Origin of the sequence: Flintibacter porci, assembly GCF_041925195.1 — a bacterium.
GTDB lineage: Bacteria > Bacillota > Clostridia > Oscillospirales > Oscillospiraceae > Lawsonibacter > Lawsonibacter porci.
Genome location: NZ_JBHEVB010000002.1, coordinates 117,917 through 137,177, shown reverse-complemented (window position 1 = coordinate 137,177; position 19,261 = coordinate 117,917). Strand labels below are relative to the sequence as shown.

Genomic DNA, 19,261 nt, shown 5'->3' with positions numbered 1-19,261 from the left:
TATAATAAATCAAAAACGCCCGCCGGAGATTCCGGGCCGGGCGGTGGAGGAGCGCCTATGAACTATTATATCAATCATAAGTCCCAGCCCAAGCCCGCCGCCCTGTCTCATACGGACGCACAATCGGTGCAGCGGGCCATGAACTTTCACCGCACCATCCCCGGCTATGAGCCCACCCCGCTGGTCTCTCTGCCTGCCCTGGCCCGGGAACTGGGAGTAGCCAAGCTGTGGGTGAAGGACGAGTCCAAGCGGTTTGGACTTAATGCTTTTAAGGCTCTGGGAGGCAGCTGGGCCATTGCCCGGTGGATGGGAGAGAAGCTGGGACTGGAGGGGGACGAGCTCACGTTCCCCGCCCTCACCGAGCCCAAAGCCCGGGAGAAACTGGGAGAGGTCACCTTCGTCACTGCCACGGACGGAAACCACGGCAGGGGCGTGGCCTGGGCGGCCCGGGAACTGGGCTGCCGGGCGGTGGTCTATCTCCCCAAGGGGAGCGCCCAGGAACGGCTGGACAATATTCTGGCCCTGGGGGCCCAGGCAGAGATCACCGACCTCAACTACGACGACGCGGTGCGTCTGGCCACCCGCAAGAGCGAAGAAAACGGCTGGGTGCTGATCCAGGACACCGCCTGGCCGGGCTATGAGCAGATCCCCGCCTGGATCATGGAGGGGTATACCACCCTGGCCGGGGAGATCTTTGATCAGCTGGCTGAGGCGGGGGAGGAGCCTCCTACCCACCTGTTTTTGCAGGCCGGCGTGGGCAGCTTTGCCGGAGCGGTGCTGGGCAGCGTCCGAAACCGGTGGGGGAAGAACTGTCCCGTCACCTGCATCGTGGAGCCCGACCAGGCCGACTGTCTGTACCGCACCGCCAAGGCAGCGGATGGGCAGCTCCACCCGGTGACCGGGGATATGAACAGCATGATGGCGGGGTTGTGCTGCGGGGAGCCCTGCACCCTGGCCTGGGACGTCCTGGGACCCTGTGCCGACGCCTTTTTGTCCTGCTCTGACGACTATGCCGCCCTTGGCATGCGGCTGCTGGGGCAGCCCCGGGGGAGCGATCCGGTGATCGTTTCCGGGGAATCCGGTGCAGTGGGCGTGGGAGCCCTGGCGGGTATTCTCCATGAGGAGGAGCTTCACGACCTGTGCTGGACACTGGGACTGGGAGAGCGATCCCGGGTACTGTGCATCAGCACCGAGGGAGATACGGACCGGGCCAACTATCAGAAGATCCTGCAAGAGAGAAAATAATAGCATCGACGCGCGTCCCAGTCAGGGACGCGCGCCGGTTTTTCATTTATTTATCCTGAGCCCGTTCCCGGAACATGAGGATGAAGGCGATGAGCAGGGGAAGAATGGCAATCAGAGCGGTCTGACTGTGCAGCCAACGACTGAGCAGACCGCTGGCCACCGCACCCACCACAAAGGTGAGGATGAGTCCGTAATACACACCCATCTTAGCCAGGGCGTCATGCTCCCGGTGAGACAGCCAGAAAAACAGGTGTTCTGTACCGCTTCTCAGGTTGCCGGTACACATGGTAGTGGCACAGCCGCAGCCGTTGAATTTCCGGAAGGAGTCTACCTGTACCGCGCTGGCAAAGGAGATCATAATGTTGGCCAGGGGATCCAGGGAGTGGGGAAGAAAAGCCACGGCTCCGATGACTACGCACTCCATCAGCAGCAGGTATTGCCGCCAGTGCAGCCATCCGCCCTCCTCGCCCAGCCGACGGCGCAGCAGCTCTGTGACCAGCACACCGGCGGTATAGGCCAGTACGGGCAGCAGATAGTGCAGAGCCTGGGACCAATTGCCCATGGAGAAATTGATGCCCAGCAGCACCAGGTTGCCCGTCTCCGCAGTGGCGAAGACCTGTCCCCGGTTTAAATAGCTGTATGCGTCCAGAAAACCTCCTGCCAGGGCCAGCAGAAGGCCGACCGGCAGAGTCTCTGAAGTTTGATAGCGCTTTTTCATGGGGTTACCTCACAAAATTCGGGGCGCCGCAGCTGCGGCGCCCCGAATAACCTATATATGGGAAACGGGATTACTCCGCCTTGGGGCCAGCGGCGACCAGAGCCTTGCCGGCGTCGTTGGTGGTGTACTTGGCGAAGTTCTTTACGAAGCGGGCGGCCAGATCCTTGGCCTTGGTGTCCCACTCGGTGGGGTCAGCGTAGGTGTTGCGGGGATCCAGGATGTTGGTGTCCACGCCGGGCAGCTCGGTGGGAACGGCCAGGTTGAAGTAGGGGATGGTCTTGGTCTCCGCCTTCAGGATAGAACCGTCCAGGATGGCGTCGATGATGCCGCGGGTGTCCTTGATGGAGATACGCTTGCCAGTGCCGTTCCAGCCGGTGTTGACCAGGTAGGCCTTAGCGCCGCTCTTCTGCATCTTCTTCACCAGCTCCTCACCGTACTTGGTGGGGTGCAGCTCCAGGAAGGCCTGGCCGAAGCAGGCGGAGAAGGTGGGGGTGGGCTCGGTGATGCCGCGCTCGGTGCCGGCCAGCTTGGAGGTGAAGCCGGACAGGAAGTAGTACTGAGTCTGCTCCGGAGTCAGGATGGACACGGGGGGCAGCACGCCGAAGGCGTCGGCAGACAGGAAGATCACGTTCTTGGCGTCGGGGCCGGCGGACACAGGACGCACGATCTTCTCGATGTGGTCGATGGGGTAGGAGACACGGGTGTTCTCGGTGACGGAGCTGTCAGCGAAGTCGCAGTGGCCGTTCTCGTCCACGGTGACGTTCTCCAGCAGAGCGTTGCGCTTGATGGCGTTGTAGATGTCGGGCTCAGCGTCCTTGTCCAGGTTGATGACCTTGGCGTAGCAGCCGCCCTCGAAGTTGAAGATGCCGTTGTCGTCCCAGCCGTGCTCGTCATCGCCGATGAGCAGACGCTTGGGATCGGTGGACAGGGTGGTCTTGCCGGTGCCGGACAGACCGAAGAACAGAGCGGTGTTCTCGCCGTTCATATCGGTGTTGGCGGAGCAGTGCATGGAGGCCATGCCCTTCAGGGGCAGGTAGTAGTTCATCATGGAGAACATGCCCTTCTTCATCTCGCCGCCGTACCAGGTGTTCAGGATGACCTGCTCGCGGGAAGTGAGGTTGAAGATGGCAGCGGTCTCGGAGTTGAGGCCCAGCTCCTTGTAGTTGGTGACCTTGGCCTTGGCAGCGTTGTAGGAGATAAAGTCAGGCTCGAAGTTCTCCAGCTCCTCAGCGGTGGGCTCGATGAACATATTCTTTACGAAGTGAGCCTGCCAAGCCACTTCCATGATGAAGCGGATGGCCATGCGGGAGTCGTGGTTGGCGCCGCAGAACACGTCCATCACGAACAGACGCTTGTTGGACAGCTCCTCCTGAGCCAGCTTCTTGCACTCGTCCCAAGCCTGCTGAGAGGCGGGCTTGTTGTCGTTCTTGAACTCGTCGGAGGTCCACCACACGGTGTCCTTGGAGGTGTCGTCCATAACAATGAACTTATCCTTGGGGGAGCGGCCGGTATAGATACCGGTCATAACATTGACGGCGCCCAGATCGGTGACCTGACCCTTATCATATCCTTCCAGACCGGGCTTGGTCTCCTCCTCAAACAGAGTCTCGTAGGAGGGGTTGTGGATGATCTCAGTGGTACCGGTGATCCCATATTTGCTCAGATCGATGGTTGCCATAGCGCATGACCTCTTTTCTATAATGATCTTCCCCTGGGCAGAAACGTCCTCTGCTCCGCGCGGAGAAGTCCCAAAACACAAATAATAATACACGGAGTTGGCAATAAAGTCAATTCCCCAAAGGATTGCAATTTAGTTATAGGTGATATTGCTGTTTTGCTATCCAAAGGTTGGATAATCAGCCAAAATCAGAGGGAGCGCGTCTCCTGCCGGCGCAGAGCCTTGGAAAGGGCGGCGAAGTCGGAAATAGACAGCCTCTCGCCCCGGATATTTTCAGGCAAGCCGCACTGAGCAATGGCGTTTGCAATTGCTTCCTTCTGATATGTGCCGCCTAAGGCAGAACTTAAACTGTTCAGTAAGGTTTTGCGCCGCTGGGCAAAGGCGGCCCGGACCACCTGGAAGAAATGCTTCGGGTCGTCCACCTCCGCAGGCGGGGTCTGGGGCACCATGCGCAGCACGGAGGAATTCACCTTGGGCGCGGGGATAAAGCAGGAGGGGGGCACGTCAAAGAGAATCTCCGGCTTGGTGTGGTACTGGCAGTACACCGAGAAGGCGCCGTAGTCGCCGGTGCCGGGGGCGGCGCAGATCCGCCGGGCCACCTCCCGCTGGATCATCACCGTGATGGAGCCAAAGCAGCCCGCCTCAATGAGGGCGGTGATGGCGGGGGTGGTGATGTTGTAGGGCAGATTAGCGCAGGCGATGGGGGAGAGCCCGGCCAGCTTTTCAGAGACCAGGGCGGGCAGGTTAGTTTTCAGCACGTCGCCGGGGAAGATCTCCGCGTTGGGATGGTCGGAGAGAGTCTCGGCCAGAATGGGCAGCAGGGAGCGGTCCAGCTCAATGGAGACAACCTTGTCCGCCCGCAGGGACAGCTCCCGGGTGAGGGGGCCGATGCCGGGGCCAACCTCCACTACGCCCACGCCGGGAGCGGCGCCGGAGGCGTCGGCGATGTCACGGGGGACCCAGTCCTCGATGAGAAAGTTCTGGCCCATGGATTTGGAGAACCGGAAGCCGTGGCGGGAGAGCAGGGCTTTGATGTCGTTGATATTGCAAAGGTCCATAAGACACCTCGAATGACTAGATTTTCCTCTTTATCATACTAAGAAAGGGGGCAGGCCGTCAAGGGCAGGGAAAGTTTCCCTTGCCTTTTCCCGGTGGATGGAGTACACTAGCCACGGCAGAGTAGAAGCACACGTGCTGGATCTGGCGCCTTAGTGTCGGCGGGACGGGGAGTTGTCCGCCGGACGAACAGTCCGCCTTTGGGCGGGCGGCAGTGTGTGTTTCGCATCCCGCTGCCGCAAAGACGGGGCGAAAAAATATGAATTCCTCCCTCTGTGCGGCATTCCCGAACCCGGGCTGCCAAAACAGACAGGAGGTTTTTTTATGTCCCAGACCCGCATCCCCATGAATTTGTACCGCACTCCCTTTACTCCCGCCTACTGGCGGGAGGCCAACGCCTGCGCCAAGGCCCTGAAGCTGTTGATGTTCGCAGCTCTGATGGTGGCCATGACACGGGCGCTGTCCCTTATTCCCGGCATTCCCATTGCCCATACCAAGCTCACCTGGGGCTTTCTGGCCCGGGGTCTGTGCGCCCTGGTGTGCGGTCCCACGCTGGGATTGATCTTTGCCTTTGTAGAGGATATCCTGGGCTTTATTCTCCAGCCCACCGGGGACTTTTTCCCCGGCTACACCCTGTCCACCATGGCAGGTGTGCTGGTGTATGCCCTGTGTTTCTACCGGGCCAAGATCACTGTGTGGCGGCTGGTGCTTGCCAACGTGCTGGTCAATCTGCTGGTCAATGCCGCCATGGGCAGCGTGTGGACCGTGATGATGCGCGGGGGTGTATATTGGGCCTGGTTTGTACCGAGCCTCATCAAAAATTTGGTGACCATCATTCCCAAGGCGGCGGTGCTGTATGTGCTGTTCCAGGCGCTGCTGCCCATTCTGCAGCGGATGGACCTGATTCCCAAGCAGGTGGACGGAGCCATCAAGGTATTTTAATTTTTCTTCCGCGGGGAGCCGATTTCGGCTCCCCGCTTGCTGTGGCAGGACCAAATTCGACCCGCTTCGACATCTTCTCTTGTATCCAGCCGGAAATTCTTTTATAATGGAGGGCAGAATGAGAGAAGGAGGGACGGGCGGTGAGCATGCTGGCCATTCTCTCCTTTTCCTTTACCGCAGCGGTGTTGTGTGCCAATGTTTTGCCCTTGGAGGGAGTTCGGTTCCCTCTGGGGTGCGCTTTTGTGTTGGCCTTTGCAGTTACGTTTCTGCCCCGCCTGAGACAAATGCCCCGAAGCCGGAAGGCGCGGTACGCCGCCTTCGGACTGGCCTTGGGATGCCTGTGGACGGCCGGGTATAGCCAGGTGTTCTGGGCTCCCGCTCAGGCTCTGGATGAGAAAACGGTGCGCCTTACGGCCACTATCTCACAGTGGCCCCAGGAGACCGACTACGGCGGCGTTTCGGTTTTAGCCCGGGCGGATACAGAAGGGTGGGTCACCGTGCCCATCCTCCTCTATGTGGATGAACAGGGCTCCGACCTGCGGCCCGGTGACCGCATCGAGACGGTGGTCCATTGCGCTCTGGCTGACCGGGCTTCGTCCGGGGAGGAGATCACCTACTACACGGCCAAGGGCATCTTTCTGACCGGGCAGGCCTACGGCCGCCTGGAGGTGGAACAACCAGACCGCATCCCGCTGCGGGATCAGCCCGCTTACTGGTCCCAGGCGCTGAAGGAGAGCATCGCCCAAACCTTTCCCGGCGATGTATCCGGGCTGGTACAGGCCTTGGTAACGGGCAACCGGGACAGTCTCACAGACCCCTTCACTACATCCCTCCAGCGCACAGGCCTGAGCCACACCGTGGCGGTGTCCGGCATGCACCTGGCCTTTCTGGCCGGACTTCTTTCCATGCTGCTGGGAAAATGGCGGCGGCTGGCTTCTCTGGTTACCATTCCGGTGACCTTGCTTTTCACCCTCACCGCCGGGTGTACCCCTTCCGTGGTGCGGGCAGCGGTGATGATCCTGCTGCTGCATATCGGTCCGCTGTTCTATCGGGAGCGGGACGAGTTTACCTCCCTGGGCAGCGCTCTTTTGCTGCTGCTTTTATATAATCCCTTCTCTGCGGCCCACATCGGGCTTCAGCTCTCCTTTGCGGCGGTGGCGGGTATCTTCCTGTGTGGCCAGCCCCTTCACGCGGCCCTTCTGGCTCGGATTCCCTTCCGGCCAGCAAAGCGGTGGACCTTCTGGTGGGCGATCCAGCTGGTACCCCGGTTTGTGGTATCTACCTTCTGTACCACATTGGGAGCTTCGGTGTTTACGGTGCCCCTCTCGGCCATTTATTTTCAATCCGTGTCCCTCATTGCACCCCTGTCCAACCTGCTGACTCTGTGGGCGGTGGGTATCCTGTTTGGAGCAGGGGTGCTGATCGGCACGCTGGGCGTGTTTCTTCCAGAACTGGCCGCTCTGCTTGCCCTGCCCATTGCGCCCTTGGGGCGCTACCTCAACTGGGTCGTGGACGGCCTGTCCAATCTTACCTTCTCTGCTGTCACCACCAACAGTGTCTATTACCGCGCCTGGCTGGTGCTGGTGTACCTCATTTTGATCCTGATTCCCATCCTGCCGGGCAAGAAACGGTGGATCATCCCCACCTGCTGCGGTGTGGCCACCCTGTGCCTGGCCATGCTCCTTAACGCGTGGAGCTTCTGGTGGGGGAGCGGGGCGGTTACGGTGTTGAACGTAGGCCAGGGGCAGAGCGTGCTGGTGCGCAGCGGAGGCTTTTTGTGCCTGGTGGACTGCGGCGGGGACAGCTATGACAACGCCGGAGATACTGCTGCCGACTTCCTGGGAGACTACGGGGTAGGGCGGCTGGACCTGTTGGTGCTCACCCACTTCCACGCGGACCATGCCAACGGGGTGACGGAACTGTTGAAACGGGTACAAGTAGATACCCTTGCCATCCCGCCTGCCACCGGGGAGGAGGAACCCCTGCGGGATGAAATTTTGTCGGCCGCGGAGGCGTGGGATGTGGAGGTCCTGGAGGTGGGAGAGGACACCCTCCTTACCCTGGACGAGGATCGAACCATCCAGCTCTATGCGCCCCTGGGCGCGGGAGAGACCAACGAGGCAGGGCTGACCTGTCTCATTTCCACAGGAGATTTTGATACCCTCATCACCGGGGACATGGGCGCCGATGTGGAGCAGCAGCTCCTGGCCCACACCGACCTGCCCGACCTGGAGGTGCTGGTGGCGGGCCACCACGGCTCCAAATCCTCCACCTCGGAGCAGCTGCTGGCGGCCACTGCCCCGGATTACGCGTTCCTCTCGGTGGGAGAGCACAATACCTACGGCCATCCCGCCCAGGAGACGCTGGAACGCCTGGCGGCGGCAGGCTGCCGCATCTACCGCACCGACCTGCAGGGGAATATTACCTTGCGCATTGGAGCGGCGGTTGAGACCGAACGATCAGATTCACAATAAGGAGGCGCGGGTTATGCCCCCAAAAGCAAAGGCCGATACGGCCGGATATCAGAAATTGAAAAAGGACCTGTCGGCGGGCACGCCGGGGCAGCTCTATCTTCTCCACGGGGAGGAGACCTACCTGCGGGACTACTACCTGGGGAGGCTCCGGGAGAAGGTTCTGGCCGGAGGGCTGGAAGAGTTCAACTTCCACCCCATCGCCGCCAAGGATATGTCTCCCCACACCCTGGAGGAGGCCATCGACTGCCTGCCCATGATGGCGGAGCGTACCCTGGTGCAGGTCACCGATTTTGACCTCTTTAAGGCGGGGGAGAAAGACCGGGAGGCCTATGGCAAGCTGCTCAGCCAGCTGCCCGACTACGTGTGTCTCGTCTTTGTGTTTGATTTGGTCCCCTTCAAAATGGATGCCCGGACCAAATTTTCCGCCGTTATCAAGCAGGCGGGAACGGTGGTCAACTTTGTCCGCCAGGACCAGGGAGATCTGGTGGACTGGGTGCGGCGTCGGTTCCGGGCGCTGGGGAAGGATATCGACTCCAAGCTGGCCCTGGACCTGATTTTCCTGTGCGGCGACCTGATGACCAACCTCATCGGGGAGATCGAGAAGATCGGGGCCTATGCCAAGGGGGTGCACATCACCCGCCAGGACATCGACGCGGTGGCTACCCCCCAGCTGGACGCGGTGGTGTTCCGGATGACCGACGCCATCGGCGAGGGAAAGTTTGATCAGGCGGCCTCGGTGCTGGGAGAGCTCTACCAGATGCAGGAGCCGCCCATTAAAATCATGTGGTCTCTGGGGCGGCAGATGCGCCAGCTCTACTCCGCCCGCCTGGCCCTGGAACAGGGGAGAGGGCCGTCCTACGTGGCCGCCCTGTGGGGCATCAAGCCCTACCCGGCGGAGAAGCTGGTGAACAGCGCCCGGCGCTTCACCCTGGGCTGGTGCCGCAAGGCGGTGGTGCGGTGCGGCCAGGTGGACCTGGCCATGAAGTCCACCGGTCAGGACGGCCAGGAGCTGCTCACCGGCCTGCTGCTGGAGTTGGCGACCCCTGCCGCGCCCAAGGCAGCCCGGCGGTACTGAGGTGGCGGCTATGCACATAAAAATACAGGAGGCCATTGCCGTGGAGGGCCGCTACGACAAGAACACCCTCTCCCAGGTGGTGGATACCCTTATCATTGAAACAAGGGGCTTTGGCATTTTCAAGGACCCGGAGCGGATGGCTCTGCTGCGCAAGGCGGCAGAAAAGCGCGGGCTCATTGTCCTCACCGATTCGGACGGAGCGGGATTTGTTATCCGAAACCGGATCAAGGGGGAGATCCCGGCAAAATACCTCAAGCACGCCTATATCCCCGACGTCTACGGCAAGGAGCGCCGCAAGCGCAAGGCTGGCAAAGAGGGCAAGCTGGGGGTGGAGGGAATGCCCCCTCAGGTGCTGGAAGATGTGCTGCGCCGGGCGGGAGCCACCTTCCTGTCGGGAGACGGCCCGGAGAAGGGAGGCGCCGCCCTTACCAAGGGAGACCTGTTCGTGGCGGGACTTACCGGACGGCCGGACAGCGCCCAGCGGCGGCAGGCGCTGCTCAAGCAGCTCGCCCTGCCCGAGCACATGAGCGCCAACGCCCTGTTGGAGGTGCTCAACACCTGCTATACCGCCCAGGAGACCCTGGAGCTGCTGGGGCTGGAGAAAAGATAACAAAAAACGCGGGACACAGAAGCGATCACTTCTGTGTCCCGCGTTTTTTACATCAGAGGGGCGAACACCCGCAGAATATTGCGGTAGAGCTGTACCAGGGGATTGAGCCGCCGGTGCTTGCGCAGAGAGATGCGCTCGCATACCTTCAGGGTCTCCTCAAAGTCGGCGCGAATGTCGTGGATACAGGGGGCCTCGCACAGCCACACGCCGTCCTCGAAGTGGAGAAACAGGCTGCGGTAGTCCAGGTTGACCGTGCCCACCACGGCAAAGCGGTCATCCACCACAAAGTTTTTTGCGTGGATAAAGCCAGGGGTGTACTCGTAGATTTTTACTCCCGCCTTCAGCAGAGGGGGGTAGTGGGCTCGGGTGACCTCAAAGACGTAGCGCTTGTCGGGAATATGGGGAGTGATGATGCGCACATCCACACCCGATTTGGCGGCGTTGCAAAGAGCGGTGTTGGTGGCCACATCGATGACCAGATAGGGGGTAGTGATATAGATATACTTCCGGGCCTTGGCGATCATGTTCAGATACACCGACTGGCCCACCGGCTCCTGGTCCAGGGGAGTGTCCGTGTAGGGCTGGACGTAGCCCGTCCAGGGCCGGGCAGGGGAGGGGGCGGGCCGGAAACGGTCAAACTCCTCTTCCCAGCCGCAGCAGTGGTCCCACATGGACAAGAACATTACCGCCATGGACCACACCGCGTCTCCCTCCAGCAGGATGACGCTGTCCTTCCAGTGGCCGAAGCGCTCATGCTGGTTGATATACTCGTCGGCCAGATTGATGCCTCCGGTAAAGCCCACCTGGCCGTCAATGATCATCAGCTTGCGGTGGTCCCGATTATTGAGCCGCAGGGACATGACAGGGACAAAGCGGTTAAAGACCCGGCACTGGATACCCCGGGCGGCCATCTGCTCGTTGTAGTCCCGGGGCAGGGTGAACATGCAGCCCATGTCGTCGTAGATGAGGCGCACTTCCACCCCCTGGGCCGCCTTTTCCTCCAGAATGTCCAGAATGCTGTCCCAGAATTTCCCGGGCTGAATAATAAAGTACTCCAAAAAGATATAGTGCTTGGCCTTTTTCAGCTCTTCCAGCATCCGGGGAAAGGCCAGATCGCCCAGTGCGAAATACTCGGTCTCTGTGTTGGTGTAGGCGGGGCAGCAGGCGTAGTTTTCCAGGTAGCGGGCCTGGCTGGCGGCGTCCTCCCCCAGGGGGAGCAGGTCGTCGGCCTTAAAGTCCGCTTTTAAGTTTTCTTCCGATTGTTCCGCGATGCGCTTCATGCGCCGGGTAATGCGCTTGGGGATGTGTCCGCCGCCCACCAGCAGATAGAAGATGCCGCCGAACACCGGGAAGGGCAGCACCAGCAGCAACCAGGCGATCTTGTAAGCCGGGTCGATGCTGCTGCCCAAAATCAGCATAGCGGCTACTACGCTCAGGGCGATGCAGCACCAATAAAACCCCTGGGTGTGGCCGGAGAAAAACATCACCATCACAATGAGAGAAACTACCTGGGCCAACAGGGACAGCCCTACCACCACCGAGCGGTGAAACAGGATATACAGCACTTTTTTCAAGGCCAGATCACCTCCGTTCCAGGGTAGGGCACGTCAGATCAGCCGGGTCAGGGAGCACTGGATCTCCCCGCCCTCGATGAGAATGGTGCCGTAGCTGCTGCGGCTGGTCCCCGGATTCATCACCCACAAGCCATCCTCCAGCTGTTGGCAGTAGGCGCGGTGGGTGTGACCGAAGAGGAGAATATCCGCCCCGGCCTTGCGGGCGTCGGCGATGGCCGCGTCGTAGCTCCCCTTGACCCGCCACAGGTGGCCGTGGGAGAGAAGAATGGTTTTGCCCTGGAGCGTAATCAGCTTTTTCACGGGCTCGGTGGTCCAGCCATCGCAGTTGCCGGGTACCATGCAGATGGGTAGGCGGGGATAGACATAGGACAGCTCCTCCGCATCGGTGATGAGGTCGCCCAGGTGGATGACCTGGGCGGGCTGCTGCTCATCGATGGCCTCGATCATGTCGCCGCGGGAGCGGTGGGAGTCGGAAAAAACAAGGATTTTCAAAGTTGTCACCTTACCTGTCGCGCCGCATATACTGAAACCGAAGTGAGAAAAGGAGGAATCGTGTATGCAGCGTCAAAATAAAAATCAAGAGTCGTTGCTCCGGGGCGAGAGCGGCGAGGCGATCCGCCGTCTGGCCGGCTCCGGAGACGCCCAGCAGCTGGTAGCCATGCTGCGCTCCAAAGGGGGCGTACAGCAGGCGGCTCAGGCCGCAGCCAAGGGGGATGCCAGTCAGCTGATGGAGATGATGAACCAGCTTATGAGCACCCCGGAGGGGGCTCAGCTGGTGGAACGGATCAGCCGCCAGGCCAAGGAGTCAGGGCTGACCTGAGAAACTGTGCGGGGAAGGGGGGAGCGATGTGGGCGAATTTGAGGAGAAACTGAACAGCATCCTGGGGGACCAGCAGGCCATGGGCCAGATCATGGCTTTGGCCCAGTCCCTGGGCAAGCAGTCTCCTCCGGATCAGGAGGAGAAGGATACAGCGCCCGAACCTGCCGAGGACGCGCCCCCCGACCTGTCCCAGCTCATGGGGAACCTAGATCCCAAAATGGTGCAGCTTGGCATGCGACTCATGCGGGAGTACCAGCAGGACGACGGACAGAACACCGCCCTGCTCCAGGCTCTGCGCCCCTACCTGCGGGAGGAGCGGCGGGGGCGGCTGGACAAGGCGGTCCAGATCGCCAAAATGTCCCGCCTGCTCCGGGTGGCTTTGGGGTCGCTGGGAGGGAAGGGGGAGGACACACTTGTATAACCGTTATATCCCGGATGGGGCGGTTTATACCCGGGTGACCATGGATGACGACGAGCCCCGCCGTCCCAGAGAACCGGAGCGCCAAGAGAAGCAGGAGCACCGGGAGCGTCCGCGGTCTCAGGGGCGCTCCCACCCCGGCCTCCCCCCGCCCGTCCTGCCGGAGGGCGTTTCCAGCAGCTTGAAGAGCCTCATTTCCTCTCTGGGACTGGAGAAGCTGGACAGCGGAGATTTGCTGTTGTTTCTTATCCTTTTGCTTCTGCTCAAGGAGGGGGATGACCTGGAGATGATCATTGCCCTGGGTCTCACCCTGCTTATGGGGCTGGGAGAGGGAGAGGAAAAATAAAAAACAGGGACGGCCCTGGGCCGCCCCTGTATGGCTATTTAAGACTGTACTGTATGGAGCTCAGTCCCGTCGGGCAGCGCAAAGGAGGCGGTGGTGGGACAGGGGGTCTGTACCTGGGTGTAGGCGGTCATGCGGTAGACCAGCTGACCGTTCTGCTCCCGCTCGGCGCTGACCAGCAGACCGGTGTCGGTGCTGATCCAGTAGCGCTCCACCACCGTGTCCGACACCTGGACCTGAAGGTAGACACAGGGCCACACGTCCCGGCGCTCATAGCCGGTCTGGGTAATGGTATCCTTGTCCAGGTCCAGCACGTCCTCATAGGTGGGGATGTGCTGGGTGAGGTCGGCGGAATACTCGTCGGCGGGGAAGGAGCGGTAGCTCTCCGAACCCTCATACCAGTAGTAGGTGGTGTCTTCTCCGGTGAGATCATGGCGTACCGCTCCGGACGGGAGGATCTGACGGGTGTGGGACCAGCCCCCGTCCTGCCAAAATTGCACCGAGGTGCTGTGGGAGCCGTCGCTCCACAGAGTTTCCACGGTCAGCTCCCGGTAGTAGCTCTCCGGCCGGGAGAGGGAGGCCACAATGCTCTGCACCGTCTCCGGGGTGACGTCTACCTGCCAGAACTGGTCGTCCTGCCCCTGGACAGAGCTGTCGCCGCCATCCGATGTATCCTCGTTGAGCTGGGCCAGCGAGACGGAGGGGATGTTCACCAGAAACAGGCTGCGGCCAAAGCTGGCAAACATGGCTACCACAATGAGACAGGTGATGGCAATGGCGATCGCCAGCCGGTTTTTGGAGTCCAAGACCTCACCTCCTTACGTTGTTGTGGGATACGCTCAGCGTCCGGTGAAGGGATCGGGAGCCTCGCTGCGCAGGCCGAAGTGCCACTCGATAGCGTCGTCCCCACGGGACCAAGTCCCGCGGGGGCCCCCAATTTTTTCATCTGCTCGGGGCGAGTGAATCGCCCTGGCATCAAGGTTTTGCCAGAGGCAAAACGCTTGGTATCGCCGACGCCATGAGAACTGGCACACGGAATTATACTCCAAATTCGTCGGGCTTATCTGCACACAGGTCGAAATGCCACTCGATGGCGTCGGCGATGCGGCGGCAGGCCTGACCGTCGCCGTAGGGGTTGACCGCGTGGGCCATGGCCTGGTAGGCCGCGGGGTTGGTGAGCAGTTCGTTGGCCATGGAGAAGATGACCTCCTCCTCCACGCCCGCCAGCTTGACGGTGCCCGCCTCTACCGCCTCAGGACGCTCGGTCTCTTTCCGCAGGACAAGCACCGGCTTGCCCAGAGCGGGAGCCTCCTCCTGAAGGCCGCCGGAGTCGGTCATCACCAGATGGCAGCGGGCCATGAGGTTGTGCATCTCGTCTACCGCCAGAGGAGCGATGAGGTGGATGCGGGGGTGGTTGTCCAGATACTTATGGGCCGCCTCCTGGACCACAGGGGAGAGGTGTACGGGGTAGACCAGCTCCACCTCGGGGAAGGCGTCGGCAATGCGGCGCAGGGCGGTCATGATGTTGGTCATGGGCTGGCCGTAGTTTTCCCGGCGGTGGCAGGTGACCAAGATCACCTTCCGGTTCTCATAATCCAGATTGTTGAGAATATCCTCTGCAAAGGTAAAGTCCTTTACGACGGTGGTCTGGAGGGCGTCAATGACGGTGTTGCCGGTAAGGAAGACTCCCTGGGTGATATTCTCACGCTGGAGGTTCTTCTGATTGGCCACGGTGGGGCAGAAGTGCAGGTCGGCAATGGCGCCCACCATCTTCCGGTTCATCTCCTCGGGGAAGGGGGACCACTTGTCGTAGGTACGAAGGCCAGCCTCCACATGGCCCACAGGGATCTGGTGGTAGAAGGCGGCCAGAGCACCGGCGAAGGTAGTGGAGGTGTCGCCGTGGACCAGAACCAGGTCGGGCTTGGCCTCATTGAGCACATCGTCCATGCCGGTGAGGCACTTGGAGGTGATGGTGGACAGGGTCTGCCGGGGCTGCATGATGTTCAGGTCATAGTCGGGCTTCAGCTTAAAAATCTCCAGCACGCTGTCCAGCATCTCCCGGTGCTGGGCAGTGACGCAGCACAGGGCACGGATGCCCGGACGCTTTTGCAGCTCCAGGGCCAGGGGGGCCATTTTGATGGCCTCAGGCCGGGTGCCGAAGATGGTCATAACAGTGACAGGTTTCATTTGTCAGAACGCTCCTCTTCACCAAAAAAGTAGTCGTTGCCAGCCACGTCAGAGGGGGGCTGGTGCAGTTTGCGGGGACGGGCTCCGGTGCGGCCCTGGGAGGGGGTATCGGACTGATTGCGTCCGTTGACCCGGTCCAGGTAGAGCTTGGCGGACACGCCGCCGGCGGCACACAGGGCCAGCAGGAACAACATGGCCTTGAGCACATTGGTGGTAGTGAGCACCACGGCGCTCAGGCCCAGAATGGCGCTGATGATATACAGGACTGCCACCGCCTGCTTCTGAGAAAAGCCCATGTCGATGAGCCGGTGGTGGATATGGCCGCGGTCGGGGGCCATGGGGCTCTGGCCGTGGGACACCCGGCGGAAGATGGCAAAGCAGGTGTCGAAGATGGGCAGGCCCAGCATGAGGAAGGGGACGGCAAAGGAGATAATTGCGTAGGACTTAAACAGTCCGTCGATGGAGACGGTAGCCAGAATAAAGCCCAGGAAGGTGGAGCCGGTGTCCCCCATGAAGATCTTTGCGGGGTTAAGGTTGTAGGGCAAAAAGCCGATGCAGGCGCCCGCCAGGGCGGCCATGAGCAGAGCGGTGTCGGGCTCGGCCACGGTGAGGGCGATGACCAGCATGGTCATGGAGCTGATAGTAGACACGCCGCAGGCCAGGCCGTCCAGGCCGTCAATGAGGTTGACCGCGTTGGTGATGCCCACGATCCATAGCACGGAAATGGGGATGGACCAGATGCCCAGCACCCAGTAGGGCTCACTGCTGAAAATGTTGGGGTTGGAGAGAATGTCGATCTGGTTGCCCATGAGGACAGCTACCAGAGCGGCAGCGATCTGGACGAAGAACTTAGGCAGGGCGGGCAGAGCGTAAATGTCGTCAAAGATGCCCAGGATCACGATGATGACGCCGCCCAGCAGCATGCCGCGCACCGGGGTAGACAGAGGGACAAAAATCAGGGCGCTGAGGATAAAACCAAAGAAGATGGCCAGGCCGCCCATGCGGGGGATGGGGTGGTTGTGCATGCGGCGGTTGTCCTTGGGCACATCCACCGCACCGATCTTAAAGGCCAGGGAGCGTACTACCGGGGTGGCAATGAACGCTACAATGGCGGCTACCAGCAGGGCTGCCGCCACCGCCCCCAGAACAGAGACTTGAACAGGCATGAGAAATTACCTCATTTTAGATTGATTTCCGATTGATTTTCAAAAGAAAACGTGCGGGATAGAGTATCATCCCGTCAATTTTCTGCATAAATTCAGGAAGGCACAGAAGGGAAGCGAAGCTTCCCACAAAGTTCTTTTGCCTACTTTTCTTTCAAGAAAAGTAGGTTAGCGGGCGACGAAGCCCACCTTCTTATAGACCTTGCGCAGGGTCTTGTTGGCCACATAGGAGGCCTTCTCCGCACCGGCCTTGTAGACGCTCTCCAGATAGGCCTTATCCTTCAGGATGCGTTCGGTCTCCTCCCGGATGGGACGCAGGCACTCGATGACCGCCTCGCCCACGGCGGGCTTGAAGGCGCCGTAGCCCTGGCCGTCAAACTCGGCCTCGATCTCCTCCATGCTCTTGCCGGTAACGGCCGCATAGATGCTCATCAGGTTGGACACGCCGGGCTTGTTCTCCGGATCAAAGCGGACGCAGCGCTCGGTGTCGCTGTCAGTGATGGCCCGCTTGAACTTGCGCTGGATGTCCTCCGGCTTTTCCATGAGGAAGACGCAGCCCTCAGGGATGGACTTGCTCATTTTGCTGTCGGGAGCGTTGAGGGACATGATGCGGGCGCCGGTCTTGGGAATGTAGGGCTCGGGCACCTTAAATACATCGCCGTAGATGTTGTTGAAGCGCTGGGCCACATTGCGGGTGAGCTCTACGTGCTGCTTCTGGTCGTTGCCCACGGGAACGAAGTCGGGTTGGTAGAGCAGGATGTCAGCGGCCATGAGGGCGGGGTAGGTGAAGAGACCGCCGTTGATGTTGTCGGCATGCTTGGCCGACTTGTCCTTAAACTGAGTCATGCGGCTGAGCTCACCAAACATGGTGTAGCAGTTGAGCACCCAGCCCAGCTCGGCGTGAGCGGGAATGTGGGACTGGATGAACAGGGTGTTCTTCTCCGGATCCAGGCCGCAGGCAATGTACTGGGCCAGCTGGGTGAGAGTGCGCCGGCGCAGGTCAGCGGGGGTCTGCCGCACCGTGATGGTGTGCATATCGGCCATAAAATAATAGCAGTCAAACTCTTCGGCCCGGGCGCCCCAGTTTTTGATGGCGCCCAGGTAGTTGCCCAGGTGCAGGTCGCCGCTGGGCTGAATGCCCGAGAGCATAACTTTCTTTTTGGTTTCTTCCATAATAAAACACAACCTTTTCAGGGAAATCCCTATATGCAGAATGATACCAATACAGCATAGCACATTTTTCCCCGCGTGGCAATCGTACCGGGCGGAATTTCATGGTTTCGTTACATTTCCGGCGTAAGAGGGGAAAGGAGGGCGGGAAGGGTTGTCAAATGGGGAAAAATCGGCTATAATTGCCTGCAAGAAATCAGGCGGCCCAGCCGCTTACGGAGGGAACAGTATGGCTTTGGATCATAAGTATTTTGAGGAGATGGAGGCCAAAATCCCCAAGGGGAAGGTCCGTACCCGTTTTGCCCCCTCTCCCACGGGCTATATGCACATCGGCAATCTGCGTACCGCCCTGTACACCTGGCTTATCGCCCGCAATGCCGGGGGCACCTTTATCCTGCGCATTGAGGACACCGACCAGACCCGCCAGGTAGAGGGTGCTACCGAGCTTATCTACAAGACTCTGGCCGAGTGCCACCTGGACCACGACGAGGGTCCTGATGTGGGCGGCCCTGTGGCTCCTTATGTCCAGACCGAGCGCCGGGACACCTATGGCAAGTATGCCCAGCTGCTGGTGGAGAAGGGCCACGCCTACTACTGCTTCTGCGAGAAGACGGAAAGCGAGGAGGACTCCGGCGAGTTTGACCGTGGCGAGGATCCCTGCCGCTCTCTGAGCCTGGAGGAGGCTCAGGCCCGGGTGGATGCGGGCGAGCCCTACGTCATCCGCCAGAAAATCCCCTACGAGGGCACCACCACCTTCCACGATGCCATCTTCGGCGACATCACCGTGGAGAACAAGACCCTGGATGACCAGGTGCTCATCAAGCGGGACGGCCTGCCCACCTATAACTTTGCCAACGTCATCGATGATCACCTGATGGGCATTACCCATGTGGTCCGCGGCAGCGAGTATCTGTCCTCTGCCCCCAAGTATAACCTGCTCTACGAGGGCTTTGGCTGGGACATCCCCACCTATGTGCACTGCTCTCCCGTCATGCGGGACGCCCAGCACAAGATGTCCAAGCGCCACGGCGACCCCTCCTATGAGGATCTGAAGAACCAGGGCTTCCTCACCGATGCCATTTTGAACTACGTGGCTCTGCTGGGCTGGTCCCCCCGGGGCGAGCTGGCCGAGCAGGAGGTATTCTCCCTGGAGGAGCTGGCTAAGGCCTTCGACCTGGAAGGAATGTCCAAGTCTCCCGCCATCTTCGACATTGAGAAGCTCACCCACTTCAACGCCATGTACCTGCGGGCCATGTCTCCCGAGGACTTTGCCAAGGTGGCCGAGCCCTATATCCGCCAGAGCGTGAAGAATGAGGCCATGTCGGTCTCCGACATTGCTGCCCTGCTCCAGGCCCGGTGCGAGCGTCTCACCGACATCCCCGAGAAGGTGGACTTCTTCGACCAGCTGCCTGAGTACAGTGTGGACCTGTTCACCAATAAGAAGTCCAAGTGCAACCCCGAGGTGGCCAAGGACATGCTCTCCGCCGCCATCGGTATGCTCTCCAACCTGCCCGCCTGGAACCAGGCCATGATCCACGAGTCCCTGGTGGGCCTTGCCGAGGGTATGGGCGTGAAGAACGCCACCCTGATGTGGCCGGTGCGTATCGCTGCCGCCGGTAAGGCGGTCACCCCCGGTGGAGCCGTGGAGATCTGCTGCATCCTGGGCCGGGAGGAGACGGTGCGCCGCCTCAAGATCGGTTTGGAGAAATTGGGATAATATCCACTGCATGTTGGGAGAGCCCCGGCTTTTGCCGGGGCTTTTCCTTTTGTCCGGACTATGCTACAATA

18 protein-coding genes and 1 riboswitch are annotated in these 19,261 nt (G+C 60.5%); of the genes, 9 read left to right on the top strand and 9 right to left on the bottom strand.

Annotation, left to right across the window (positions count from 1 at the left end):
- Nucleotides 1-57: 57 nt before the first annotated feature.
- Nucleotides 58-1,245: a diaminopropionate ammonia-lyase gene (gene dpaL, locus ACEVJL_RS02540; protein WP_235397817.1), complete on the top strand. Its 1,188-nt coding sequence runs from the start codon at nucleotides 58-60 to the stop codon at nucleotides 1,243-1,245.
- 46 nt (nucleotides 1,246-1,291) lie between these two features.
- On the opposite strand, the gene ACEVJL_RS02535 is transcribed toward dpaL, so the two are convergent.
- From ACEVJL_RS02535 to rsmA, 3 genes are all read right to left on the bottom strand, one after another.
- On the bottom strand, nucleotides 1,292-1,963 hold the full coding sequence (locus tag ACEVJL_RS02535) for a YoaK family protein (RefSeq protein WP_008980977.1): 672 nt from the start codon (nucleotides 1,961-1,963) through the stop codon (nucleotides 1,292-1,294).
- 70 nt (nucleotides 1,964-2,033) lie between these two features.
- Complete coding sequence (gene pckA / locus ACEVJL_RS02530; RefSeq protein ID WP_008980976.1) at nucleotides 2,034-3,641, bottom strand: phosphoenolpyruvate carboxykinase (ATP); 1,608 nt, start codon at nucleotides 3,639-3,641, stop codon at nucleotides 2,034-2,036.
- A gap of 188 nt (nucleotides 3,642-3,829) precedes the next feature.
- A complete protein-coding gene (rsmA, locus tag ACEVJL_RS02525; protein ID WP_374736766.1) occupies nucleotides 3,830-4,699 on the bottom strand; it encodes a 16S rRNA (adenine(1518)-N(6)/adenine(1519)-N(6))-dimethyltransferase RsmA in 870 nt (289 codons plus the stop codon).
- Nucleotides 4,700-4,814: 115 nt separating this feature from the next.
- Nucleotides 4,815-4,935: riboswitch (THF riboswitch) on the top strand.
- Between the two features lie 86 nt (nucleotides 4,936-5,021).
- Between rsmA and ACEVJL_RS02520 the strand changes: the two genes are divergently transcribed.
- The 4 genes from ACEVJL_RS02520 (at nucleotide 5,022) to ACEVJL_RS02505 (ending at nucleotide 9,798) form a co-directional block, all read left to right on the top strand.
- Nucleotides 5,022-5,639, top strand: a complete 618-nt coding sequence (locus tag ACEVJL_RS02520) for a folate family ECF transporter S component (RefSeq protein ID WP_110440391.1) — start codon at nucleotides 5,022-5,024, stop codon at nucleotides 5,637-5,639.
- 146 nt (nucleotides 5,640-5,785) lie between these two features.
- Nucleotides 5,786-8,113 carry a DNA internalization-related competence protein ComEC/Rec2 gene (locus tag ACEVJL_RS02515; protein WP_374736875.1) on the top strand — a complete coding sequence of 776 codons (2,328 nt, stop codon included), beginning with the start codon at nucleotides 5,786-5,788 and terminating at the stop codon, nucleotides 8,111-8,113.
- A 13-nt stretch (nucleotides 8,114-8,126) separates the two neighbouring features.
- Nucleotides 8,127-9,188 carry a DNA polymerase III subunit delta gene (holA, locus tag ACEVJL_RS02510; protein WP_302667132.1) on the top strand — a complete coding sequence of 354 codons (1,062 nt, stop codon included), beginning with the start codon at nucleotides 8,127-8,129 and terminating at the stop codon, nucleotides 9,186-9,188.
- Between the two features lie 10 nt (nucleotides 9,189-9,198).
- Complete coding sequence (locus ACEVJL_RS02505) at nucleotides 9,199-9,798, top strand: ribonuclease M5 (protein WP_374736765.1); 600 nt, start codon at nucleotides 9,199-9,201, stop codon at nucleotides 9,796-9,798.
- A 47-nt stretch (nucleotides 9,799-9,845) separates the two neighbouring features.
- On the opposite strand, the gene cls is transcribed toward ACEVJL_RS02505, so the two are convergent.
- Both cls and ACEVJL_RS02495 read right to left on the bottom strand, forming a co-directional pair.
- Nucleotides 9,846-11,372 carry a cardiolipin synthase gene (gene cls, locus ACEVJL_RS02500; RefSeq protein WP_374736764.1) on the bottom strand — a complete coding sequence of 509 codons (1,527 nt, stop codon included), beginning with the start codon at nucleotides 11,370-11,372 and terminating at the stop codon, nucleotides 9,846-9,848.
- Nucleotides 11,373-11,405: 33 nt separating this feature from the next.
- On the bottom strand, nucleotides 11,406-11,864 hold the full coding sequence (locus ACEVJL_RS02495) for a metallophosphoesterase family protein (RefSeq protein WP_374736763.1): 459 nt from the start codon (nucleotides 11,862-11,864) through the stop codon (nucleotides 11,406-11,408).
- 64 nt (nucleotides 11,865-11,928) lie between these two features.
- Here ACEVJL_RS02495 and ACEVJL_RS02490 point away from each other — a divergent pair, with 64 nt between their 5' ends.
- Genes ACEVJL_RS02490 through ACEVJL_RS02480 form a run of 3 tightly spaced genes read left to right on the top strand, consistent with a single transcriptional unit; the run spans nucleotide 11,929 to nucleotide 12,956 of the window.
- On the top strand, nucleotides 11,929-12,192 hold the full coding sequence (locus ACEVJL_RS02490; protein WP_008980968.1) for a hypothetical protein: 264 nt from the start codon (nucleotides 11,929-11,931) through the stop codon (nucleotides 12,190-12,192).
- Between the two features lie 28 nt (nucleotides 12,193-12,220).
- Entirely contained in the window at nucleotides 12,221-12,613 is a 393-nt protein-coding gene (locus ACEVJL_RS02485) for a hypothetical protein (RefSeq protein ID WP_020989695.1), read from the top strand.
- On the top strand, nucleotides 12,606-12,956 hold the full coding sequence (locus ACEVJL_RS02480) for a hypothetical protein (RefSeq protein ID WP_374736762.1): 351 nt from the start codon (nucleotides 12,606-12,608) through the stop codon (nucleotides 12,954-12,956). Before ACEVJL_RS02485 ends, ACEVJL_RS02480 begins: the two co-directional genes overlap by 8 nt.
- A gap of 38 nt (nucleotides 12,957-12,994) precedes the next feature.
- On the opposite strand, the gene ACEVJL_RS02475 is transcribed toward ACEVJL_RS02480, so the two are convergent.
- The 4 genes from ACEVJL_RS02475 to trpS all read right to left on the bottom strand — a co-directional run bounded on the left by ACEVJL_RS02475 (nucleotide 12,995) and on the right by trpS (nucleotide 17,476).
- A complete protein-coding gene (locus ACEVJL_RS02475) occupies nucleotides 12,995-13,759 on the bottom strand; it encodes a hypothetical protein (protein ID WP_374736761.1) in 765 nt (254 codons plus the stop codon).
- Nucleotides 13,760-13,991: 232 nt separating this feature from the next.
- Nucleotides 13,992-15,140 (bottom strand): non-hydrolyzing UDP-N-acetylglucosamine 2-epimerase, encoded by a 1,149-nt coding sequence (gene wecB, locus ACEVJL_RS02470; RefSeq protein ID WP_374736760.1) that lies wholly within the window; start codon nucleotides 15,138-15,140, stop codon nucleotides 13,992-13,994.
- On the bottom strand, nucleotides 15,137-16,306 hold the full coding sequence (locus ACEVJL_RS02465; RefSeq protein ID WP_084203520.1) for an MraY family glycosyltransferase: 1,170 nt from the start codon (nucleotides 16,304-16,306) through the stop codon (nucleotides 15,137-15,139). Before ACEVJL_RS02465 ends, wecB begins: the two co-directional genes overlap by 4 nt.
- Before the next feature lie 165 nt (nucleotides 16,307-16,471).
- Nucleotides 16,472-17,476 (bottom strand): tryptophan--tRNA ligase, encoded by a 1,005-nt coding sequence (trpS, locus tag ACEVJL_RS02460; protein ID WP_020989694.1) that lies wholly within the window; start codon nucleotides 17,474-17,476, stop codon nucleotides 16,472-16,474.
- A 226-nt stretch (nucleotides 17,477-17,702) separates the two neighbouring features.
- On the opposite strand from trpS, the gene gltX reads away from it, so the two are divergent.
- The gene (gltX, locus tag ACEVJL_RS02455) at nucleotides 17,703-19,190 is read left to right on the top strand and encodes a glutamate--tRNA ligase (protein ID WP_110440401.1); all 1,488 of its coding nucleotides are present in this window, start codon (nucleotides 17,703-17,705) and stop codon (nucleotides 19,188-19,190) included.
- The last annotated feature ends 71 nt before the right edge of the window (nucleotides 19,191-19,261 follow it).

Coding starts and splice junctions, on each gene's coding strand:
- ACEVJL_RS02535 (WP_008980977.1), bottom strand. CDS start 1,963: ATGAAAAAGCGCTATCAAACTTCAGAGACTCTGCCGGTCGGCCTTCTG.
- wecB (WP_374736760.1), bottom strand. CDS start 15,140: ATGAAACCTGTCACTGTTATGACCATCTTCGGCACCCGGCCTGAGGCC.
- holA (WP_302667132.1), top strand. CDS start 8,127: ATGCCCCCAAAAGCAAAGGCCGATACGGCCGGATATCAGAAATTGAAA.
- rsmA (WP_374736766.1), bottom strand. CDS start 4,699: ATGGACCTTTGCAATATCAACGACATCAAAGCCCTGCTCTCCCGCCAC.
- ACEVJL_RS02520 (WP_110440391.1), top strand. CDS start 5,022: ATGTCCCAGACCCGCATCCCCATGAATTTGTACCGCACTCCCTTTACT.
- ACEVJL_RS02465 (WP_084203520.1), bottom strand. CDS start 16,306: ATGCCTGTTCAAGTCTCTGTTCTGGGGGCGGTGGCGGCAGCCCTGCTG.
- pckA (WP_008980976.1), bottom strand. CDS start 3,641: ATGGCAACCATCGATCTGAGCAAATATGGGATCACCGGTACCACTGAG.
- dpaL (WP_235397817.1), top strand. CDS start 58: ATGAACTATTATATCAATCATAAGTCCCAGCCCAAGCCCGCCGCCCTG.
- trpS (WP_020989694.1), bottom strand. CDS start 17,476: ATGGAAGAAACCAAAAAGAAAGTTATGCTCTCGGGCATTCAGCCCAGC.
- gltX (WP_110440401.1), top strand. CDS start 17,703: ATGGCTTTGGATCATAAGTATTTTGAGGAGATGGAGGCCAAAATCCCC.
- ACEVJL_RS02505 (WP_374736765.1), top strand. CDS start 9,199: ATGCACATAAAAATACAGGAGGCCATTGCCGTGGAGGGCCGCTACGAC.
- ACEVJL_RS02515 (WP_374736875.1), top strand. CDS start 5,786: ATGCTGGCCATTCTCTCCTTTTCCTTTACCGCAGCGGTGTTGTGTGCC.
- ACEVJL_RS02490 (WP_008980968.1), top strand. CDS start 11,929: ATGCAGCGTCAAAATAAAAATCAAGAGTCGTTGCTCCGGGGCGAGAGC.